Raw genomic sequence first — 16,777 nt, forward strand, 5'->3', positions numbered from 1 at the left:
GGCTTTTTTATGGACAGAATTCACTGGAACCACCGATGATGAACACCAAACCACAACTGACATTGCTGAAGGCGCAAGCCAGCTACCGGGGCGACCCCACCACCCTTTTCCACCAGCTGTGCGGCGCCCGTCCGGCCACCCTGCTGCTGGAATCGGCGGAAATCAACAGCAAACAGAATCTGCAGAGCCTGCTGGTGATCGACAGCGCGCTGCGCATTACCGCACTGGGCCACACCGTCAGCGTGCAGGCACTGACCGCCAACGGCGCGGCGCTGCTGCCGCTGCTGGACGAAGCGCTGTCGCCTGAGGTACGCAACCAGGCACGCCCCAACGGCCGCGAGCTGACCTTCCCGGCGATCGACGCGGTGCAGGACGAAGATGCCCGCCTGCGCTCACTGTCGGTGTTCGACGCGCTGCGTACGCTGCTGACCCTGGTGGACTCTCCGGCGGACGAGCGCGAAGCCGTGATGCTGGGCGGCCTGTTCGCCTACGATTTGGTCGCCGGTTTCGAAGACCTGCCGGCACTGCGCCAGGATCAGCGCTGCCCGGACTTCTGTTTCTATCTGGCAGAAACCCTGCTGGTGCTGGATCACCAACGCGGCTCGGCCCGCCTGCAGGCCAGCGTCTTCAGCGAGCAGGCGAGTGAAGTACAGCGCTTGCAGCAACGTCTGGAACAGCTGCAGGCCGAGTTGCAACAAACCCCGCAGCCGATCCCGCATCAAACGCTGGAGAACATGCAGCTGAGCTGCAACCAGAGCGACGAAGAGTACGGCGCGGTGGTCAGCGAACTGCAGGAAGCGATCCGTCAGGGCGAGATTTTCCAGGTGGTGCCGTCGCGCCGCTTCTCCCTGCCTTGCCCGGCGCCGCTGGCGGCCTACCAGACCTTGAAAGACAACAACCCCAGCCCGTACATGTTCTTCATGCAGGATGATGACTTCACCCTGTTCGGCGCTTCGCCGGAGAGCGCGCTGAAATACGACGCGGGCAATCGCCAAATCGAAATCTACCCGATCGCCGGCACTCGCCCACGCGGCCGCCGTGCCGACGGTTCGCTGGATCTGGATCTCGACAGCCGCATCGAGCTGGAAATGCGCACCGACCACAAAGAGCTGGCCGAGCACCTGATGCTGGTCGATCTGGCGCGCAACGATCTGGCGCGCATCTGCCAGGCCGGCAGCCGCTACGTGGCCGACCTGACCAAGGTGGACCGCTATTCGTTCGTCATGCACCTGGTTTCCCGCGTGGTGGGCACCCTGCGCGCCGATCTCGACGTGCTGCACGCCTACCAGGCCTGCATGAACATGGGCACCCTCAGCGGCGCGCCGAAAGTGCGGGCGATGCAGCTGATCGCCGCCTCAGAAGGCACGCGCCGCGGCAGCTACGGCGGCGCGGTGGGCTACTTCACCGCCACCGGCGATCTGGATACCTGCATCGTCATTCGCTCTGCCTACGTTGAAGACGGCATCGCCACCGTGCAGGCCGGCGCCGGCGTGGTACTGGATTCCATCCCGCAGGCGGAAGCCGACGAAACCCGTAATAAAGCCCGTGCCGTGCTGCGCGCCATCGCCACTGCGCACCATGCCAAGGAGGTGTTCTGATGGCCGATATCCTGTTGCTCGACAACGTCGACTCCTTTACTTACAACCTGGTCGATCAGCTGCGCGCCAGCGGCCACCAGGTGGTGATTTACCGTAACCAGATCGCCGCCGAGGTGATCATCGAACGCCTGGAGCACATGACCCAGCCGGTGCTGATGCTGTCGCCCGGCCCCGGCACGCCGTCCGAAGCGGGCTGCATGCCGGAACTGCTGCAGCGCCTGCGCGGCCGGCTGCCGATCATCGGCATCTGCCTCGGCCACCAGGCGATCGTCGAAGCCTACGGCGGCCAGGTCGGCCAGGCGGGTGAGATCCTGCACGGTAAAGCCTCGGCGATCGTTCACGATGGCGAAGGCATGTTCGCCGGCATGGCCAACCCGCTGCCGGTGGCGCGCTACCATTCGTTGGTCGGCAGCAACATCCCGGCCGATCTCACCGTCAACGCCCGTTTCGGCGAGATGGTGATGGCGGTGCGCGACGACCGTCGCCGCGTGTGCGGCTTCCAGTTCCACCCGGAATCGATTCTGACCACCCACGGCGCGCGCCTGCTTGAGCAGACCCTCGCCTGGGCGCTGGCGAAGTAATATAAGGAACACGACGATGCAACCTATTCTTGAGAAACTGTACCGCGCCGAGTCGATGAGCCAGCAGGAAAGCCAACAGCTGTTCAGCGCCATCGTGCGCGGCGAACTGGAGCCGAGCCAACTGGCGGCCGCGCTGATCAGCATGAAAGTCCGCGGCGAGCGCCCGGAAGAGATCGCCGGCGCCGCCAAAGCGCTGCTGGACGACGCTCAGCCGTTCCCGCGCCCTGACTACCCGTTCGCCGATATCGTCGGCACCGGCGGCGACGGCACCAACAGCATCAATATTTCCACCGCCAGCGCCTTCGTGGCGGCGGCGTGCGGCGCGAAAATCGCCAAACACGGCAACCGCAGCGTCTCCAGCCGTTCCGGCTCTTCGGATCTGCTGGCTGCGTTCGGCATCCGTCTGGATCTGCCGGCGGAAGAAGCGCGCAAAGCGCTGGACGACCTCGGCGTGTGTTTCCTGTTCGCGCCGCAGTACCACACCGGTTTTCGCCACGCCATGCCGGTGCGCCAGCAGCTGAAGACCCGCACGCTGTTCAACGTGCTGGGCCCGCTGATTAACCCGGCGCGTCCGCCGCTGGCGCTGATCGGCGTATACAGCCCGGAACTGGTGCTGCCGATTGCCGAAACACTGCGCGTGTTGGGCTATCAGCGTGCGGCGGTGGTTCACGGCGGCGGCATGGACGAGGTGGCGATCCACGCCCCGACGCACGTAGCGGAATTGAACAACGGCGAAATCAGCAGCTACCAGCTCACGCCGCAGTCCTTCGGATTGGAAACCTATCCGCTGGAAGCCTTGCTGGGCGGCACGCCGGAAGAAAACCGTGACATTTTGGCGCGGCTGTTACAAGGTAAAGGCGAGCCGGCGCACGCCGCGGCGGTCGCGGCCAACGTCGCGTTGCTTCTGAAGTTATTCGGACATGAAGACCTGCGCCAAAATGCGCGGCAGGCACTGGATATGATCAACAGCGGGCAGGCCTATGAGCGTGTCATCGCACTGGCGGCAAGAGGATAAATGATGCAGGAAACCGTGCTACACAAGATTGTCCGCGACAAAGCGCAATGGATCGCGGCGCGACAACAGCAACAGCCCCTGGCCGGCTTTCAGAATGACATCGTACCGAGCGAACGCAGCTTCTACCACGCGCTGCAGGGCACCCGGACGGCTTTCATTCTCGAATGCAAGAAGGCCTCGCCTTCCAAGGGGCTGATTCGCGAGAGCTTTGATCCGGTGGAGATCGCCACGGTCTATAAAGATTTCGCCTCGGCGATCTCGGTGCTGACCGACGAGAAATACTTCCAGGGCAGCTTCGATTTCCTGCCGCTGGTCAGTAAGACCGTCAGCCAGCCGGTATTGTGCAAAGACTTTATCGTCGACCCGTATCAGATTTACCTGGCGCGCTACTATCAGGCCGACGCCATTCTGCTGATGCTGTCGGTGTTAACCGACGAGCAGTACCGCCAGCTGGCCGCGGTAGCCCACAGCCTCAATATGGGCGTGCTGACCGAAGTGATCAGTGAAGAAGAGCTGCAGCGGGCGATCGCGCTGGAAGCGCGCGTGGTCGGCATCAATAACCGCGATCTGCGCGATCTGAGCATCGACCTGAACCGCACCCGTGAGCTGGCGCCGCGCGTGCCGCATGGCGTAACGGTGATCAGCGAGTCGGGCATCAACAACTACGGGCAGATCCGCGAGCTGAGCCATTACGCCAACGGCTTTCTGATCGGCAGCGCGCTGATGTCTGAACCCGATCTGCGCGCCGCCGTGCGCCGCGTGATCCTGGGCGACAACAAAGTGTGCGGCCTGACCCGCCCACAGGACGCCGCCGCCGCGTATCAGGCGGGCGCCATCTACGGCGGGCTGATTTTCGTCGGCCGCTCCCCGCGCTACGTGGATATCACCCGCGCCCGCGAAGTGATTTCCGGCGCGCCGCTGAAGTACGTCGGCGTATTCTGCGACGCCCAGGTCGAGACCGTGGCGTTGACCGTTGAGCGCCTCGGTCTGCACGCGGTGCAATTACACGGCGCGGAAGACCAGGCTTATATCAGCGCCCTGCGCGCCCGCTTGCCGGCCGATTGCCGCATCTGGAAAGCGCTGAGCGTGAAAGATCGGGTGCCGGCGCGCGATTTGCAGTATGTCGATCGCTACCTGCTCGACAACGGTGCCGGTGGCACCGGCCAACGCTTCGACTGGTCGGTATTGCAAGACGAAGATCTGACTAACGTGATGCTGGCGGGCGGCCTGCGCGCCGACAACTGCGTCGAAGCGGCCAAGCTCGGCTGCGCCGGGCTGGACTTCAACTCCGGCGTGGAAAGCGAACCGGGCATCAAAGATCCCGCGCGCCTGGCCTCGGTCTTCCAGACCCTGCGCGCCTACTGAATACGGCTCAACATTAATAACGGATAATAACGGGAACTCTCATGACGCTGCTTAACCCCTACTTCGGCGAATTTGGTGGCCAGTATGTGCCGCAAATTCTGATGCCGGCCCTGAAACAACTGGAAGAAGCCTTTGTCAGCGCTCAGCGCGATCCGGCGTTTCAGGCGGAATTCATCGATCTGTTGAAGAACTACGCAGGCCGCCCGACGGCGCTGACGCTGTGCAAAAACCTCACCGCCGGCAGCAACACCAAGCTTTATCTGAAGCGTGAAGACCTGCTGCACGGCGGCGCACACAAGACCAACCAGGTGCTGGGCCAGGCGTTGCTGGCCAAGCGCATGGGCAAAACCGAGATCATCGCGGAAACCGGCGCAGGCCAACACGGCGTCGCGTCGGCGCTGGCCTGCGCGCTGCTCGGCCTGAAATGCCGCATCTATATGGGCGCCAAAGACGTCGAGCGCCAGTCGCCGAACGTGTTCCGCATGCGGCTGATGGGCGCGGAAGTGATCCCGGTGCACAGCGGCTCCGCCACCCTGAAAGACGCCTGCAACGAAGCGTTGCGCGACTGGTCCGGCAGCTATGAAACCGCGCACTACATGCTCGGCACCGCCGCCGGCCCGCACCCGTACCCCACCATCGTGCGTGAATTCCAGCGCATGATCGGCGAAGAAACCAAAGCGCAGGTGCTGGAGCGCGAAGGCCGTCTGCCGGATGCGGTCATCGCCTGCGTCGGCGGCGGCTCCAACGCCATCGGCATGTTCGCCGATTTTATCGATGACGCCGACGTTGGGCTGATCGGCGTGGAACCCGCCGGTCTGGGTATCGAAACCGGTCAGCACGGCGCGCCGCTCAAGCACGGCCACGTCGGCATCTACTTCGGCATGAAGGCGCCGATGATGCAGACCGACGAAGGCCAGATTGAAGAGTCCTATTCGATTTCCGCCGGGCTGGACTTCCCGTCCGTCGGGCCGCAGCACGCCTACCTGAACAGCACCGGCCGCGCCGAATACGTGTCGATCACCGACGACGAAGCGCTGGAAGCGTTCAAGGCGCTGTCGCGCCATGAAGGCATTATCCCGGCGCTGGAATCCTCACACGCCCTGGCGCACGCGCTGAGAATGATCCGTGAAACGCCGCAGAAAGAGCAAATCTTGGTGGTCAACCTGTCCGGCCGCGGCGACAAAGACATATTTACCGTTCACGACATTTTGAAAGCTCGGGGAGAAATCTGATGGAACGTTATCAGCAACTGTTCACGCGTCTGGAAAGCAGCAAGGAAGGCGCCTTCGTCCCGTTCGTGACGTTAGGCGATCCCAATCCGACGCTATCGCTGCAGATTATCGACACCCTGATCGAAGCCGGTGCGGACGCGCTGGAGTTGGGCATCCCCTTCTCCGATCCGCTGGCGGATGGCCCCACTATCCAGAGCGCGACGCTGCGCGCTTTCGCCGCCGGCGTCACGCCGACCCAGTGCTTCGAGATGCTGGCGGCCATCCGCCAGAAGCACCCGACCATTCCCATTGGGCTGCTGATGTACGCCAATCTGGTGTTCCATAAAGGCATCGATGCGTTTTACCAACGCTGCGCCGAAGTGGGCGTGGATTCGGTGCTGGTCGCCGACGTGCCGTTTGAAGAGTCTGCGCCGTTCCGCGCCGCGGCCATTCGCCACGGTATCGCACCGATCTTCATCTGCCCGCCGAACGCCGATGACGATCTGCTGCGTGAAATCGCGTCGCACGGCCGCGGCTACACCTACCTGCTGTCGCGCGCCGGCGTCACCGGCACCGAAAGCCGAGCGCAGCTGCCGTTGCATCACCTGGTGAACAAGCTGCGCGAGTATAACGCCGCGCCGCCGCTGCAGGGCTTCGGCATCTCCGAACCCGAGCAGGTGAAGGCGGCGCTGCAGGCCGGGGCCGCCGGCGCGATCTCCGGCTCGGCAATCGTCAAAATCATCGAACAGCACCATGCCAACCCGGCGGAGATGCTGACTAAGCTGGCGGCCTTTGTCAGCAATATGAAGCGCGCCACCCGGGCGTGATCCTCTTTAGCGAGCGCCCTGCCGGCGCTCGCTTTAACAGCTTGTTTCCCTTCAAAGTTTGTTCCATTTATTTACAGCAAAAATTTGAACAAAACCCAGTCTTGTCTCACAATGAACTTTGTTCGCTATGCATTTCTTCGTTTGATTTGGGGAATGCGCTCGCTGCGGCGAAAAACCGTAGCGAATTTCAACCATAACATTGCATGGAGAGTAATTTATGAAGCTGTTTAAAACCCTTTCGGCCTTGTGCATGGCAGCCGTTGTGGCGGTCGCGGTGAGCGCTTGCGCGCCGACGGCAAAATCAGAGGGAACAGGCGGTTATATCGATGACACTGTGGTCACCACCAAAGTGAAATCGGCGTTGCTGGCGGATAAAAACATCAAGTCACGCGAGATTAGCGTGGAAACCTTTAAAGGGCGCGTACAGCTGAGCGGCTTCGTGACGTCCAGCGATGACGCCAACCGTGCGGTGCAGGTCACACGCGGTGTAGCCGGCGTGAAATCTGTTGAAAACGTGATGCAGATTAAATAATACCGACACAGGGAGGCGCAACGCCTCCCTGCTTGAAGCCTTCATCAGAAGCGGTAACCCGCCCCGAACATGAACACCCACGGATCCAGACGCGTATCGAAGCTATGGTGCCCACCATTCGCATCGTTGAAGCGAGTTTTGGTTTCGATGTTCATCCACCACACCGACATGTTCAGCATCCAGTGCTCATCCAGGTTGTAATCCAGGCCGGCCTGCGCCGCCACGCCCCAGGAATCTTTCAGATCGAGGTCGCTCAACCCGGCGCTTTTGCCGTAGTCGTTGAACTTCTCGTCGAAGAAGGTGGTGTAGTTAACGCCAACGCCCAGGTAAGGACGCAGTTTGTCCTGCTTGTCGCCGAAGTAGTATTGCGCCATCAGCGTAGGCGGCAGTTGGTGAACGGTCGCCAGATCGGTACCGCCCAGCGTCACCTTGTGGCGGAATGGCGTTGCGGCCAACAACTCAACGCCGATGTTGTCCGTCACCATGTAACCGAAGGTCAGACCGAGCTGGGTGTTGTTTTTCGCATCCAGCGAGCCCAACCCCAGTACGTTGTCTGAACCCGCATTTGGACGCACGGTCGCGGTTCCCGCGCGGAACAGGAAATCACCGGCCTGATGCGCACTTGCCAACATAGGCGCCATCATCGTCGCCAATACCATCAGAGTTGTCTTTTTCATTATCCATTCCATTTGTGTGGTTAATAGCTCGAGGGGGAATATACCTACTTTCGGGTATTTGTGATCCCATCGAGATCACATCTTATGTGTAAAAATTTAAAATCCCACTAAAAACAAGGTTACCTAACCGTCTAATAAATCAAGGATTGATCTGCATCAAAAAAACGATTTTGTTGCAAATTATCTACATGTTCAAATTTCAGTTGCGGAGAAAAATGCGGCTGAGGTAATTTCATTTTCCGTGTTGGTTTTGGTTGGTGCCGTGAGGAGTCGGCGGGCAATCAAGATGAGCGAAATCCTTAATCCCTGTGTCAGCTGCGGCGCATGCTGCGGTTATTTTCGAGTGTCATTCTATTGGGCCGAAGCCGAAGACGGCGGCGGCACCGTCCCCCTTTCCCTGACGGAGCCTTTGAGCCCGTTCCTGCGCTGCATGCAGGGGACCAACAGCAAGTCCCCCCGCTGCACCGCGCTGGACGGCGAGATCGGCAAAGCCGTGTCCTGCTCGATCTACCTCAATCGACCCAGCCCGTGCAGAGAGTTCGATCAGTCCGGTGAAAACGGCCTGCGTAACGAAGCCTGCGATCGCGCCCGGGAACGCTACGGCCTGCCCCCCTTGCCGGTGCCCTTGCCGCTATCGCTGCCTGAGACGACGATCGTTGAAGAAATAGGCGTAGTGCAATTCGCGGGGTGCCACAGCGGCGTGGAACAGGGTACAATCACCCACTGATTTATCTCTGTTTTCCCGACGCCAAGGAGTCTGCATGCCTATCACGGCCAACGCTTTGTACCGTGACAGTTTTAACTTTTTACGCAATCAACTGGCCAGCATCCTGATGCTGGCGCTGTTGACGGCGTTTATCTCCGTGCTGCTGAATCAGGCCTTCAGCCCCGATGCCGAACAGTTGGCGACGCTCGCTGCCACCACCAGCGATTTCGCTTCCTCTACCGGCATGGGCATTCAGGAAGTGATCCAGCAGATGACGCCGGAACAGCAGATGGTGTTGCTGAAAGTGTCGGCGGCCGCCACCTTCTCCGCGCTGGTCGGCAACGTGCTGCTGGTCGGCGGGATGCTGACGCTGATCCGTCTGGTGTCGCAAGGGCAACGCACCAGCGCCCTGCGCGCGCTCGGCGCTTCGGCGCCCGATCTGCCGCGCCTGTTGTTGCTGCTGTTTATCTGCACCCTGCTGATCCAACTTGGCCTGACGCTGTTTGTGGTGCCGGGCGTGCTGATGGCTATCGCCTTCGCACTGGCGCCGGTGATCGCCTCCGTCGACAAAAAAGGCGTCTTCGCTTCGCTCAAGCTGAGCAGCAAATTAGCCTTCGCCAATGCGCGCGTGCTGGTGCCGGCGATGATGCTGTGGCTGGCGGCCAAGCTGCTGGTGCTGTTTTTGGTGAGCCATCTGTCGGTACTGACGCCGAACGTCGCCAGCGTGGTACTGACCGCGTTGAGCAACCTGGTGTCTGCTCTGCTGCTGATCTACCTGTTCCGTCTGTACATGCTGCTGCGCGGCTAACGCCGGCGCAAGCAAAAACCAAGGGGCACGCTTCGGCGCGCCCCTTTTTTTGTTTACCCCATCACGGCGGCTTCCGCCTGCTCCTTACTCTGAATCAGTTTCAGGGCCAGATACAGGTCCGGCACCAAAATCAGCTCTTTGTCGCGCCCTAAGCGGTTGATGCGGAACCAACGCGTCAGCTCGGTGCGGCGCCCCGCCAGCACCAGCCTTACGTTACGCTGTAACAGGTCGCGTTTCAGTTCGTCGATGGCCGCCAGCACGCTGATATCGGCGTGGGTGAAACTGGCCACCGCATCCACCACCACCCAACGTGGCTGGAACGGCGTGCCGTCGACCAAATTGAGAATACGGCGTTTGAAATACGCCACGTTGAAATAGGTCAGCGGCGAATTGAAGCGATACATCATGACGCCAGGCACCGCCTTCACCCCATTGTTATTGCCCATGGAATGGATCATGCCTTCGTCGTTGACGCCCAGCAGCTGTTCCGTCGGCCGGAAGACGGTGCGCAGAAACTGCATCAGCCCCAGCAACACCGCCAGCCCAATGCCGCTGATCACTCCCACCAGCAGCACGCTGAGGAAGGTAAACAGCGCCAGGCGGAACGCCTGCGCGTTGCGACGGCGCAAGATCCAGATGCCGCGGATGTCCAGCAGCGACCAGGCCGCATACATCAGCACCACGCCCAACCCGGCCACCGGAATAAACTGCAGCGGCGCCATCAGGAACAGCAAGACAAAGGCAATGACCGCGGCGGCGATGATCGACACCAGTTGGCTCTTGCCGCCGTTGGCATCATTCACCGCGGTGCGCGAATCCGCGCCGCTGATGGCGAAACCTTGCGACAGCGCAGAGACGATATTCACCAGCCCCAGCGCGCGAAACTCGGCGTCGGCGTTCACCTCATAACCGTTTTTGGCGGCGAAGCTGCGGGCGGTGAGCATCATGCTGACAAAACTCACCACCGCCAGGTTAAGCGCCGGGATCACCATGTCGCGCAGCAAACCGGGCTGGAAGTCCGGCCACTGGACGATCGGCAGCACGCCGCTGAAACCGCCCACCGTCACCACGCCATGCTGCTGCAGGCCGCCCGCCCAGGTCACGAACGCCGCCAGCACGATAGCGAACAGCGGCGCCGGCCAGTTAGGCCGCCATTTTTTAAATCCGAGCAGCGTCACCAGCGTCAGCAACGACACCGCCATCGTCAGCCAGTCGCTGTGCAGCAGGTTACCGGGCAGCGCGTAGATGCGCTCGATCAGCTGTGCCGGGCGCATCGTAAACCCCAACACCTTGCCGATCTGATCGACAATAATGGTGATCGCCACCCCGTTCAGCAGCCCACTGAGGATCGGCCGCGACAGCAAATCCGCCAGCGCCCCCAGCTTGAACCGGCTGGCCAGCAGGCACCAGCCGCCCATCATGGCGGTCATCATAATGGTCAGTTGCCAATGGCGTTCCATATTGCCCGCTGCCAGCGGCGTCACCACTGCGGCGATCACCGCGCAGGTGGCAGCGTCGGGCCCGACGATCAGCTGGCGCGACGAGCCGAACAGCGCGTAGGCCATCATCGGCAAGATACAGGAGTAGAGCCCCACCACCGGGCTGACCCCGGCCAGTTCGGCGTAGGCGATGGCCACCGGGAGGGCGACGGCGGCGACGGAAAGGCCGGCGCGAATATCCGGCTTGAGCCAACTGCGTTGATAGCCCAATAAATGCGTCAAACCAGGCGTCAGGGCCTGGAGAGATTTCCACTGCATGCTTGTTTTCCGCGGTAAATTATCTGGTTATTATGACACTTACTATGCGGCCTGCGGCCCGCGCTGGCAATGTACCGGCACTTTCTTGCGTAAGTTTATGCAAATTCCTGCTTTCGCGGCAGAAATCCGCCGGCCAAACGCCGATAATCGGCAACGCCCGGCGGTACACAGAGCTCGCCGAATCCGGTATAGTCGGCCGATGAACAGATGATGGATTGATTTATGAAGCAGTTTCTTGATTTCCTCCCGTTAATTGTCTTTTTCGCGTTTTACAAGCTGTACGACATTTACGTTGCTTCCGGCGCGTTAATTGTCGCCACCGCGCTGGCGCTGGTGTTCACCTGGGTGAAATACCGCAAGGTCGAGAAGATGACGTTGATCACCTTCCTGATGGTGCTGGTATTCGGCACCCTGACGCTGGTGTTCCATAACGATTTGTTCATCAAATGGAAGGTCACGGTGATTTACGCGCTGTTCGCGCTGGCGCTGCTGATCAGCCAATGGGTGCTCAAAAAACCGCTGGTTCAGCGCATGCTGGGCAAAGAGCTGACGCTGCCGGACAAAGTGTGGAGCAACCTCAATCTGGCCTGGGCGATCTTCTTCCTGGCCTGCGGCCTGGCGAACATCTATGTCGCCTTCTGGCTGCCGCAAAGCGTCTGGGTCAATTTCAAAGTCTTTGGCCTGACGGTACTGACGCTGGTCTTCACCCTCCTCAGCGGTATCTATATTTACCGGCACATGCCGGAAGAACAGAAAAAATAGTTACAAATACCGGCACGTACCGGCAGAAGAAACAAAATAGTTACAAAATTGTTAATGCCTGCGGCATTTGCCGCGGGCAGTATGATGTTATCCCTTCCTTTTAAAAGCAGACTGCTATGACACAACAACGACCTTTACCCAGCGGCGAGCTGGTGCTGCGCACGCTGGCGATGCCGGCCGATACCAATGCCAACGGCGATATTTTCGGCGGCTGGCTGATGTCGCAAATGGACATCGGCGGCGCCATCCAGGCAAAAGAGATCGCCGAGGGGCGCGTGGTGACGGTGCGCGTAGACGGCATGACCTTCCTGAAACCGGTGGCGGTAGGCGACGTGGTTTGCTGCTATGCGCACTGTATCCGCACCGGACGCAGCTCGATCACCATCAATATCGAAGTGTGGGTAAAGAAAGTTTCTTCCGCCCCGATCGGCCAGCGTTACCGGGCGACCGAAGCGGTGTTCACCTATGTGGCGGTCGATGCGGAAGGCAACTCGCGCGCGCTACCTGAGGGCAAAATGAATTTCCGCGTCGGTTTCGAAGAGTAAGCCTGCGGCTGCGCCGTAAATGCAGAAAGGGTCGCCGAGGCGACCCTTTTTTTCTTGGCGCAAACCGAAATCAGTTCAATTCGGTCGAGCCATCCAGCTTGAAGCGAATGTTGACGATGAGGTCTTTCGCTTCTTTGGCTTCATAGCGCCATTTGCGTAGCGCCTGCTTCACTTCGCGCTCGAACATATTGCGCGGTTCGGCCGACAAGATACGCACGTTACTCAAGCGACCATCGCTGTCGACATCAAACTGGACCCTAACACTGCCTTCAATCTGTAAGGCCAGCGCGCGCGGCGGATACATCGGTTTGGACTGCACCAACGCCTTCGGCACGACCTCGCGCGAATTGCCCTGCACCGGCGCGGCAGGCGCCTGTTTCACCGGCGCTTTGTCGATCGGCTTGGCCGGCGAATCGTTGTTGAACGGTGACGGTTCGCGCGGCTCGACTTTTTTCGGCTCCGGTTTGACCTGTTTTTCGACCTTTGGCTTCGGCTTAGGTTTTGGTTTCGGCTTGACCGGCTCCGGCTTCACGATCGCCTTCGGCGGCGGCTCCACAATAGGTTCCGGTTCTGGCTCCGGCTCAGGTTCGACCTGCGGCGGCTCCGGCTCAGCCGGCGCCGGCGGAGGCGGTTCGGCCATCGCGGCGGTATTGACCATCATGACGCTGATCGGCGCGTCCTCTGGCTTCGGCAGCTCCACTACTTCGTTTACCGAAGCGTAAAGCAATCCCGCCACCAGGGCGCTGTGCAGGCCTACGGACAAGACGAAAGGCACGGATATACGGCGATTAAGGAACATCTTTTTTAGCGGCATAATGATTCTGTTTCCTCTGGTTCGCCAAGTTTAAATGCAAATAGCAATCATATTCAATAACGAAAGGCAAACTATCGCTTTAATCGTCAGTATGCGCGGCTAAAACCAGCAAACTCATAAGGATATTAACCTGGCCGCTGCTTTTTTATCGCCGGAACAACACGCTTCATTAACGTTTGGCCGGACGTCAAAAATAAAAAACCCGCCGTAGCGGGTCGATTGCGGTGATTAAGCGTTATTCTTCATCGCCATAGTAAAGCACGCCCAGCTTAATCAGCGGCCGACCTTGCGCCTTGCGGTGCAGGTTGGTGTCGCGCAGCGAATAGACGCAGCCGCAGTATTCCTGCTGATAGAAGCGTTCGCGCTTGCTGATCTCTATCATGCGCGACGAACCGCCCTTCTTGCGCCAGTTGTAATCCCAGTACACCAGATCGGGATATTTTTCCGCCGCCCGAATGCCGCAGTCGGTGATCTGCTGCATATTCTTCCAGCGCGAGATGCCCAGCGAGCTGGAGATAGTGTCGTAACCGTGCTCATGCGCATACAGCGCCGTGCGCTCGAAACGCATGTCAAAACACATGGTGCAACGAATGCCGCGCTCCGGTTCATTCTCCATCCCCTTGGCGCGGGCGAACCAGTTGTCGGTGTCGTAATCGGCATCGATGATAGGCACCCCGTGCTGCTCGGCGAAACGGATGTTCTCTTCCTTGCGCAGCAGGTACTCTTTTTGCGGGTGAATGTTGGGGTTATAGAAGAAAATGGCGTACTCGATCCCGGACGCCTGGATCGCTTCCATCACCTCGCCGGAACAGGGCGCGCAGCAAGAGTGCAGCAGCAGTTTACTTTTGCCCGCCGGCAAATCGAGTTTTTCCCTTACCAGTTCCGTCATATCCTCACCTCAATGGCATATCAGTTTAAGCGCGCCGCACTATACGAATAAAAAGTAGCGGCTTCAAGGCATAAGCGCCAATCCGCGGGGAAATTCGCCGCGCACCGTTCCCCTGCCGCGCCTTTTGCGCTACCTTGGTAGCACCGTTTTATAGCCATGATTTTAAAGGTGAAACATGCTTTATCTGATCTACGCGCAAGACGTCCCCAACTCGCTGGAAAACCGTCTGGCGGTTCGCCCGGCACACCTGGCGCGCCTGCAGGCGCTGCGCGACGCCGGCCGCCTGGTGATCGCCGGCCCTAATCCGGCCATCGACAGCAACGATCCCGGCGCGGCCGGCTTTACCGGTTCGACGGTGATCGCCGAATTCGAGTCGCTGGCGCAAGCTCAGGCCTGGGCGCAACAGGATCCTTATATCGCCGCAGGCGTCTATGCCGACGTGACGGTGAAGCCGTTCAAACAGGTGTTCTGACCTGCTGCACGTTGCCTGATCGGGAGCGGCGCGCCGCTCCCGGATCAATGCGTGCTCTCACCCTAACTCGTCGGTAGAAAAAATGCTTTCGCGCCAGGGGCTGTCGCGTCGCCCGCCTATACTCTCCTGAACCCGCGGCGTCGCCGTGAACTCCGGAGATCGACCGATGCGACTCGATGTACACGCTCACCTGTGGAGCACAGAGTATCTGGATCTTTTGCAAGCGCATGGCGTGAACGACGTTGACGCCTATCGGCACCTGGGCGCCGGCCGCACCGAGCACGAACTCGACGTGCGTTTCGCCCTGCTGGATAAGGCCGGCATCGACATGCAAATCCTGTCGGCGACGCCGCTGTCGCCGCATCTGGAAGACGAGCAGGCGGCTGTTGATGCCGCACGCCGGATCAATGATGAATATGCGGAGCTGGTAGCGCGTTATCCCACCCGCTTTCGGGCTATCGCTTCCTTGCCGCTGCCGCATATCGACGCTGCGTTACGCGAGCTTGAAAGGGCCTTTACCCAGCTCAATATGCTGGGCGCCTGCATCACCACCTCGGTGCTCGGGCTGTCTATCGCCGATCCGCTGTTCGAGCCGCTCTATCAGGAACTCAACCGCCGCCGCAGCGTGCTGGCCATTCATCCCGCCGGCCGCGGCGCGCACTCGCCGCTCATCGCCGATTACGCCTTGACCTGGTCGATCGGCGCGCCGATCGAAGACACGGTCGCCGCCATGCACTTTATCCTCAACGGCATCCCTCAACGCTTTCCGGAGATGAAAATCATTGTGCCTCACCTGGGCGGCCTGCTGCCGATGACGCTGGAACGCCTCGACCAAACCGTCGCGTGGGAAGCGCCGAATACGCCGGAACCGCCGAGCCGCGCCGCCCTGCGCATGTGGTACGACACGGTAGGCCACGATCAGGTGCCCGCGTTGCAAGCGGCGGCCGCGACGTTCGGCGCAGAGCGGCTGTTGTTCGGCACCGATTTCCCGTTCCAGCCGGGCGAACTGTTTCAAACCACGGTGGACTACATACGGCGGGCGGGTTTGCCGGAGGAAGAGGTGAACGCCATTTTGGATCGCAATGCGGCAGCGCTGTTTGGGCTGGGTGCAAACTAACGCGCGGAGCGAGTGAGCCAAAGCCTTCCCATAAGGTTGCACGTGCCGTTATATAACGAGTTTTCCCCGCACCACCACTTTGCCCGGCTTGATCTCGGGGTCGGCAATGCGACGGATCGCCAGATTCAAGGCTTGCCAGGCGATTTCTTGCAAATCATGCGACACGCAGGGGAAATGAAAACCGTAGATCTCGGCATGCGAAACCTCATCGATGCTGAACAGCGACACGTCCTGCATCAACGGCAGCCGATGTTCGATACAAGCCTTGATGATGCCCAGCGAGATCTGGTTATTGCAGCCGACGAAAAAATCCGGCGCACGGTGATTGGCCAGCCAGCGGCTCGTCTCTTGCCAGGCGACGTCCATAAAGAAATCGGCATACAGCACTTCAAACGACGCCACTTTCCCTTGCAACGCCGCCTGCAGCCCTGTGACTCTGTCCCGTGCCACGTTGGAGTTCTCCGGCCCGGACACCACCACCACCCGCTGCGCTTTCTGTTCCAAAAGCCAGCGCCCCGCCTGGAGGCCGCAGTCCAGGTTATCGATATACACTCCGCTGCAGTGGCGATTGTCCAGTTCCCGGTCGATCAGCACCACCGGAATATTCAATGTTTCCAACCGTTTTAGGTAGGAAGGCTGGTACAGATGATCGTTGGAAATGACCGAGAGAATGATCGCATCGACGTTGTAGCCAATCAGTTTGTCGATGATTCTGTCTTCGCTTTCCTGAGACTCATAGGAGTCGAACACCAGGGTGTCGTATCCCATTTTTTGCGCTTCAAGCGTCATCAGGCGTGTCAGGCCGCCAAAGAACGGGTTGGCCATATCCGGGTTGACGATGCCGATGGTTCTGCTGCTTTTCGCCCGCAGGTTGCGCGCCGCGGCATTGACCACATAACCGAGTTCGGCAGCCGTCTCCCGAATGCGGCGCAGCGTTTCCGGATGAACCTTGTCCGGCTGTGAAAATGCCCGCGACGCGGTGATTTTACTGACGTTTGCCTGTGCGGCCACGCTAGCCAGCGTCGCTTTCCGTCCTCGACCCACTGCCAAATGCAACTCCTTAGCTTAAAGTATCATTTTGTACCATTGGCAACATCATGA

General features: G+C 60.0%; 16 protein-coding genes, 1 pseudogene and 1 other annotated feature (1 of these 18 cut by a window edge). Of the genes and pseudogenes, 12 read left to right on the plus strand and 5 right to left on the minus strand.

The features are described 5' to 3' along the window. Nucleotides 1-11: a sequence feature (Trp leader region), on the plus strand; it begins 93 nt to the left of the window's first position. Nucleotides 12-35: 24 nt separating this feature from the next. The 6 genes and pseudogenes from QMZ29_RS08110 (at nt 36) to QMZ29_RS08135 (ending at nt 7,129) form a co-directional block, all read left to right on the plus strand. Beyond that, nucleotides 36-1,598, plus strand: coding sequence for an anthranilate synthase component 1 (locus QMZ29_RS08110; RefSeq protein ID WP_261125761.1), 1,563 nt, complete (start codon nt 36-38; stop codon nt 1,596-1,598). Further along, a pseudogene (gene trpD, locus QMZ29_RS08115) lies at nt 1,598-3,194 on the plus strand (bifunctional anthranilate synthase glutamate amidotransferase component TrpG/anthranilate phosphoribosyltransferase TrpD). Before QMZ29_RS08110 ends, trpD begins: the two are co-directional and overlap by 1 nt. 3 nt (nt 3,195-3,197) lie before the next feature. Continuing rightward, nucleotides 3,198-4,559, plus strand: coding sequence for a bifunctional indole-3-glycerol-phosphate synthase TrpC/phosphoribosylanthranilate isomerase TrpF (gene trpCF, locus QMZ29_RS08120; RefSeq protein ID WP_099817284.1), 1,362 nt, complete (start codon nt 3,198-3,200; stop codon nt 4,557-4,559). A 41-nt stretch (nt 4,560-4,600) separates the two neighbouring features. Then, nucleotides 4,601-5,791 (plus strand): tryptophan synthase subunit beta, encoded by a 1,191-nt coding sequence (trpB, locus tag QMZ29_RS08125; RefSeq protein ID WP_025303051.1) that lies wholly within the window; start codon nt 4,601-4,603, stop codon nt 5,789-5,791. Further along, nucleotides 5,791-6,597, plus strand: coding sequence for a tryptophan synthase subunit alpha (trpA, locus tag QMZ29_RS08130; RefSeq protein WP_261424809.1), 807 nt, complete (start codon nt 5,791-5,793; stop codon nt 6,595-6,597). The genes trpB and trpA overlap by 1 nt, the downstream gene beginning before the upstream one ends. 217 nt (nt 6,598-6,814) lie before the next feature. Further along, the gene (locus QMZ29_RS08135) at nt 6,815-7,129 is read left to right on the plus strand and encodes a BON domain-containing protein (protein ID WP_025303053.1); all 315 of its coding nucleotides are present in this window, start codon (nt 6,815-6,817) and stop codon (nt 7,127-7,129) included. Between the two features lie 44 nt (nt 7,130-7,173). Here the strand turns inward: QMZ29_RS08135 and ompW are convergent, their stop codons facing one another. Then, nucleotides 7,174-7,806 carry an outer membrane protein OmpW gene (gene ompW / locus QMZ29_RS08140; RefSeq protein WP_016927514.1) on the minus strand — a complete coding sequence of 211 codons (633 nt, stop codon included), beginning with the start codon at nt 7,804-7,806 and terminating at the stop codon, nt 7,174-7,176. A gap of 286 nt (nt 7,807-8,092) precedes the next feature. Between ompW and QMZ29_RS08145 the strand changes: the two genes are divergently transcribed. Then, a complete protein-coding gene (locus QMZ29_RS08145; protein ID WP_025303054.1) occupies nt 8,093-8,533 on the plus strand; it encodes a YkgJ family cysteine cluster protein in 441 nt (146 codons plus the stop codon). Nucleotides 8,534-8,567: 34 nt separating this feature from the next. Beyond that, nucleotides 8,568-9,320 carry a YciC family protein gene (locus tag QMZ29_RS08150; RefSeq protein ID WP_016927513.1) on the plus strand — a complete coding sequence of 251 codons (753 nt, stop codon included), beginning with the start codon at nt 8,568-8,570 and terminating at the stop codon, nt 9,318-9,320. Nucleotides 9,321-9,373: 53 nt separating this feature from the next. Here the strand turns inward: QMZ29_RS08150 and QMZ29_RS08155 are convergent, their stop codons facing one another. Continuing rightward, the gene (locus QMZ29_RS08155; protein ID WP_060433184.1) at nt 9,374-11,077 is read right to left on the minus strand and encodes a SulP family inorganic anion transporter; all 1,704 of its coding nucleotides are present in this window, start codon (nt 11,075-11,077) and stop codon (nt 9,374-9,376) included. Between the two features lie 222 nt (nt 11,078-11,299). Here QMZ29_RS08155 and QMZ29_RS08160 point away from each other — a divergent pair, with 222 nt between their 5' ends. Both QMZ29_RS08160 and yciA read left to right on the plus strand, forming a co-directional pair. Then, complete coding sequence (locus QMZ29_RS08160; protein ID WP_016927511.1) at nt 11,300-11,839, plus strand: septation protein A; 540 nt, start codon at nt 11,300-11,302, stop codon at nt 11,837-11,839. 116 nt (nt 11,840-11,955) lie between these two features. Beyond that, nucleotides 11,956-12,384 (plus strand): acyl-CoA thioester hydrolase YciA, encoded by a 429-nt coding sequence (yciA, locus tag QMZ29_RS08165; protein WP_004932085.1) that lies wholly within the window; start codon nt 11,956-11,958, stop codon nt 12,382-12,384. Nucleotides 12,385-12,454: 70 nt separating this feature from the next. Here yciA and tonB read toward each other — a convergent pair whose 3' ends face one another. Both tonB and QMZ29_RS08175 read right to left on the minus strand, forming a co-directional pair. Next, on the minus strand, nt 12,455-13,198 hold the full coding sequence (gene tonB / locus QMZ29_RS08170) for a TonB system transport protein TonB (protein WP_049205514.1): 744 nt from the start codon (nt 13,196-13,198) through the stop codon (nt 12,455-12,457). Between the two features lie 235 nt (nt 13,199-13,433). Further along, nucleotides 13,434-14,087, minus strand: a complete 654-nt coding sequence (locus QMZ29_RS08175) for an epoxyqueuosine reductase QueH (RefSeq protein WP_025303057.1) — start codon at nt 14,085-14,087, stop codon at nt 13,434-13,436. A gap of 175 nt (nt 14,088-14,262) precedes the next feature. Between QMZ29_RS08175 and QMZ29_RS08180 the strand changes: the two genes are divergently transcribed. Both QMZ29_RS08180 and QMZ29_RS08185 read left to right on the plus strand, forming a co-directional pair. Next, a complete protein-coding gene (locus QMZ29_RS08180) occupies nt 14,263-14,559 on the plus strand; it encodes a YciI family protein (protein ID WP_261424819.1) in 297 nt (98 codons plus the stop codon). A 166-nt stretch (nt 14,560-14,725) separates the two neighbouring features. Beyond that, the gene (locus QMZ29_RS08185) at nt 14,726-15,676 is read left to right on the plus strand and encodes an amidohydrolase family protein (RefSeq protein WP_261424821.1); all 951 of its coding nucleotides are present in this window, start codon (nt 14,726-14,728) and stop codon (nt 15,674-15,676) included. A gap of 48 nt (nt 15,677-15,724) precedes the next feature. Here QMZ29_RS08185 and QMZ29_RS08190 read toward each other — a convergent pair whose 3' ends face one another. Then, complete coding sequence (locus QMZ29_RS08190; RefSeq protein WP_141968469.1) at nt 15,725-16,726, minus strand: LacI family DNA-binding transcriptional regulator; 1,002 nt, start codon at nt 16,724-16,726, stop codon at nt 15,725-15,727. Between the last annotated feature and the right edge of the window lie 51 nt (nt 16,727-16,777).

The sequence above is a fragment of the Serratia sp. PF-27 genome, assembly GCF_030053255.1.
In the GTDB taxonomy this organism is placed as follows: Bacteria; Pseudomonadota; Gammaproteobacteria; order Enterobacterales; family Enterobacteriaceae; genus Serratia; species Serratia bockelmannii.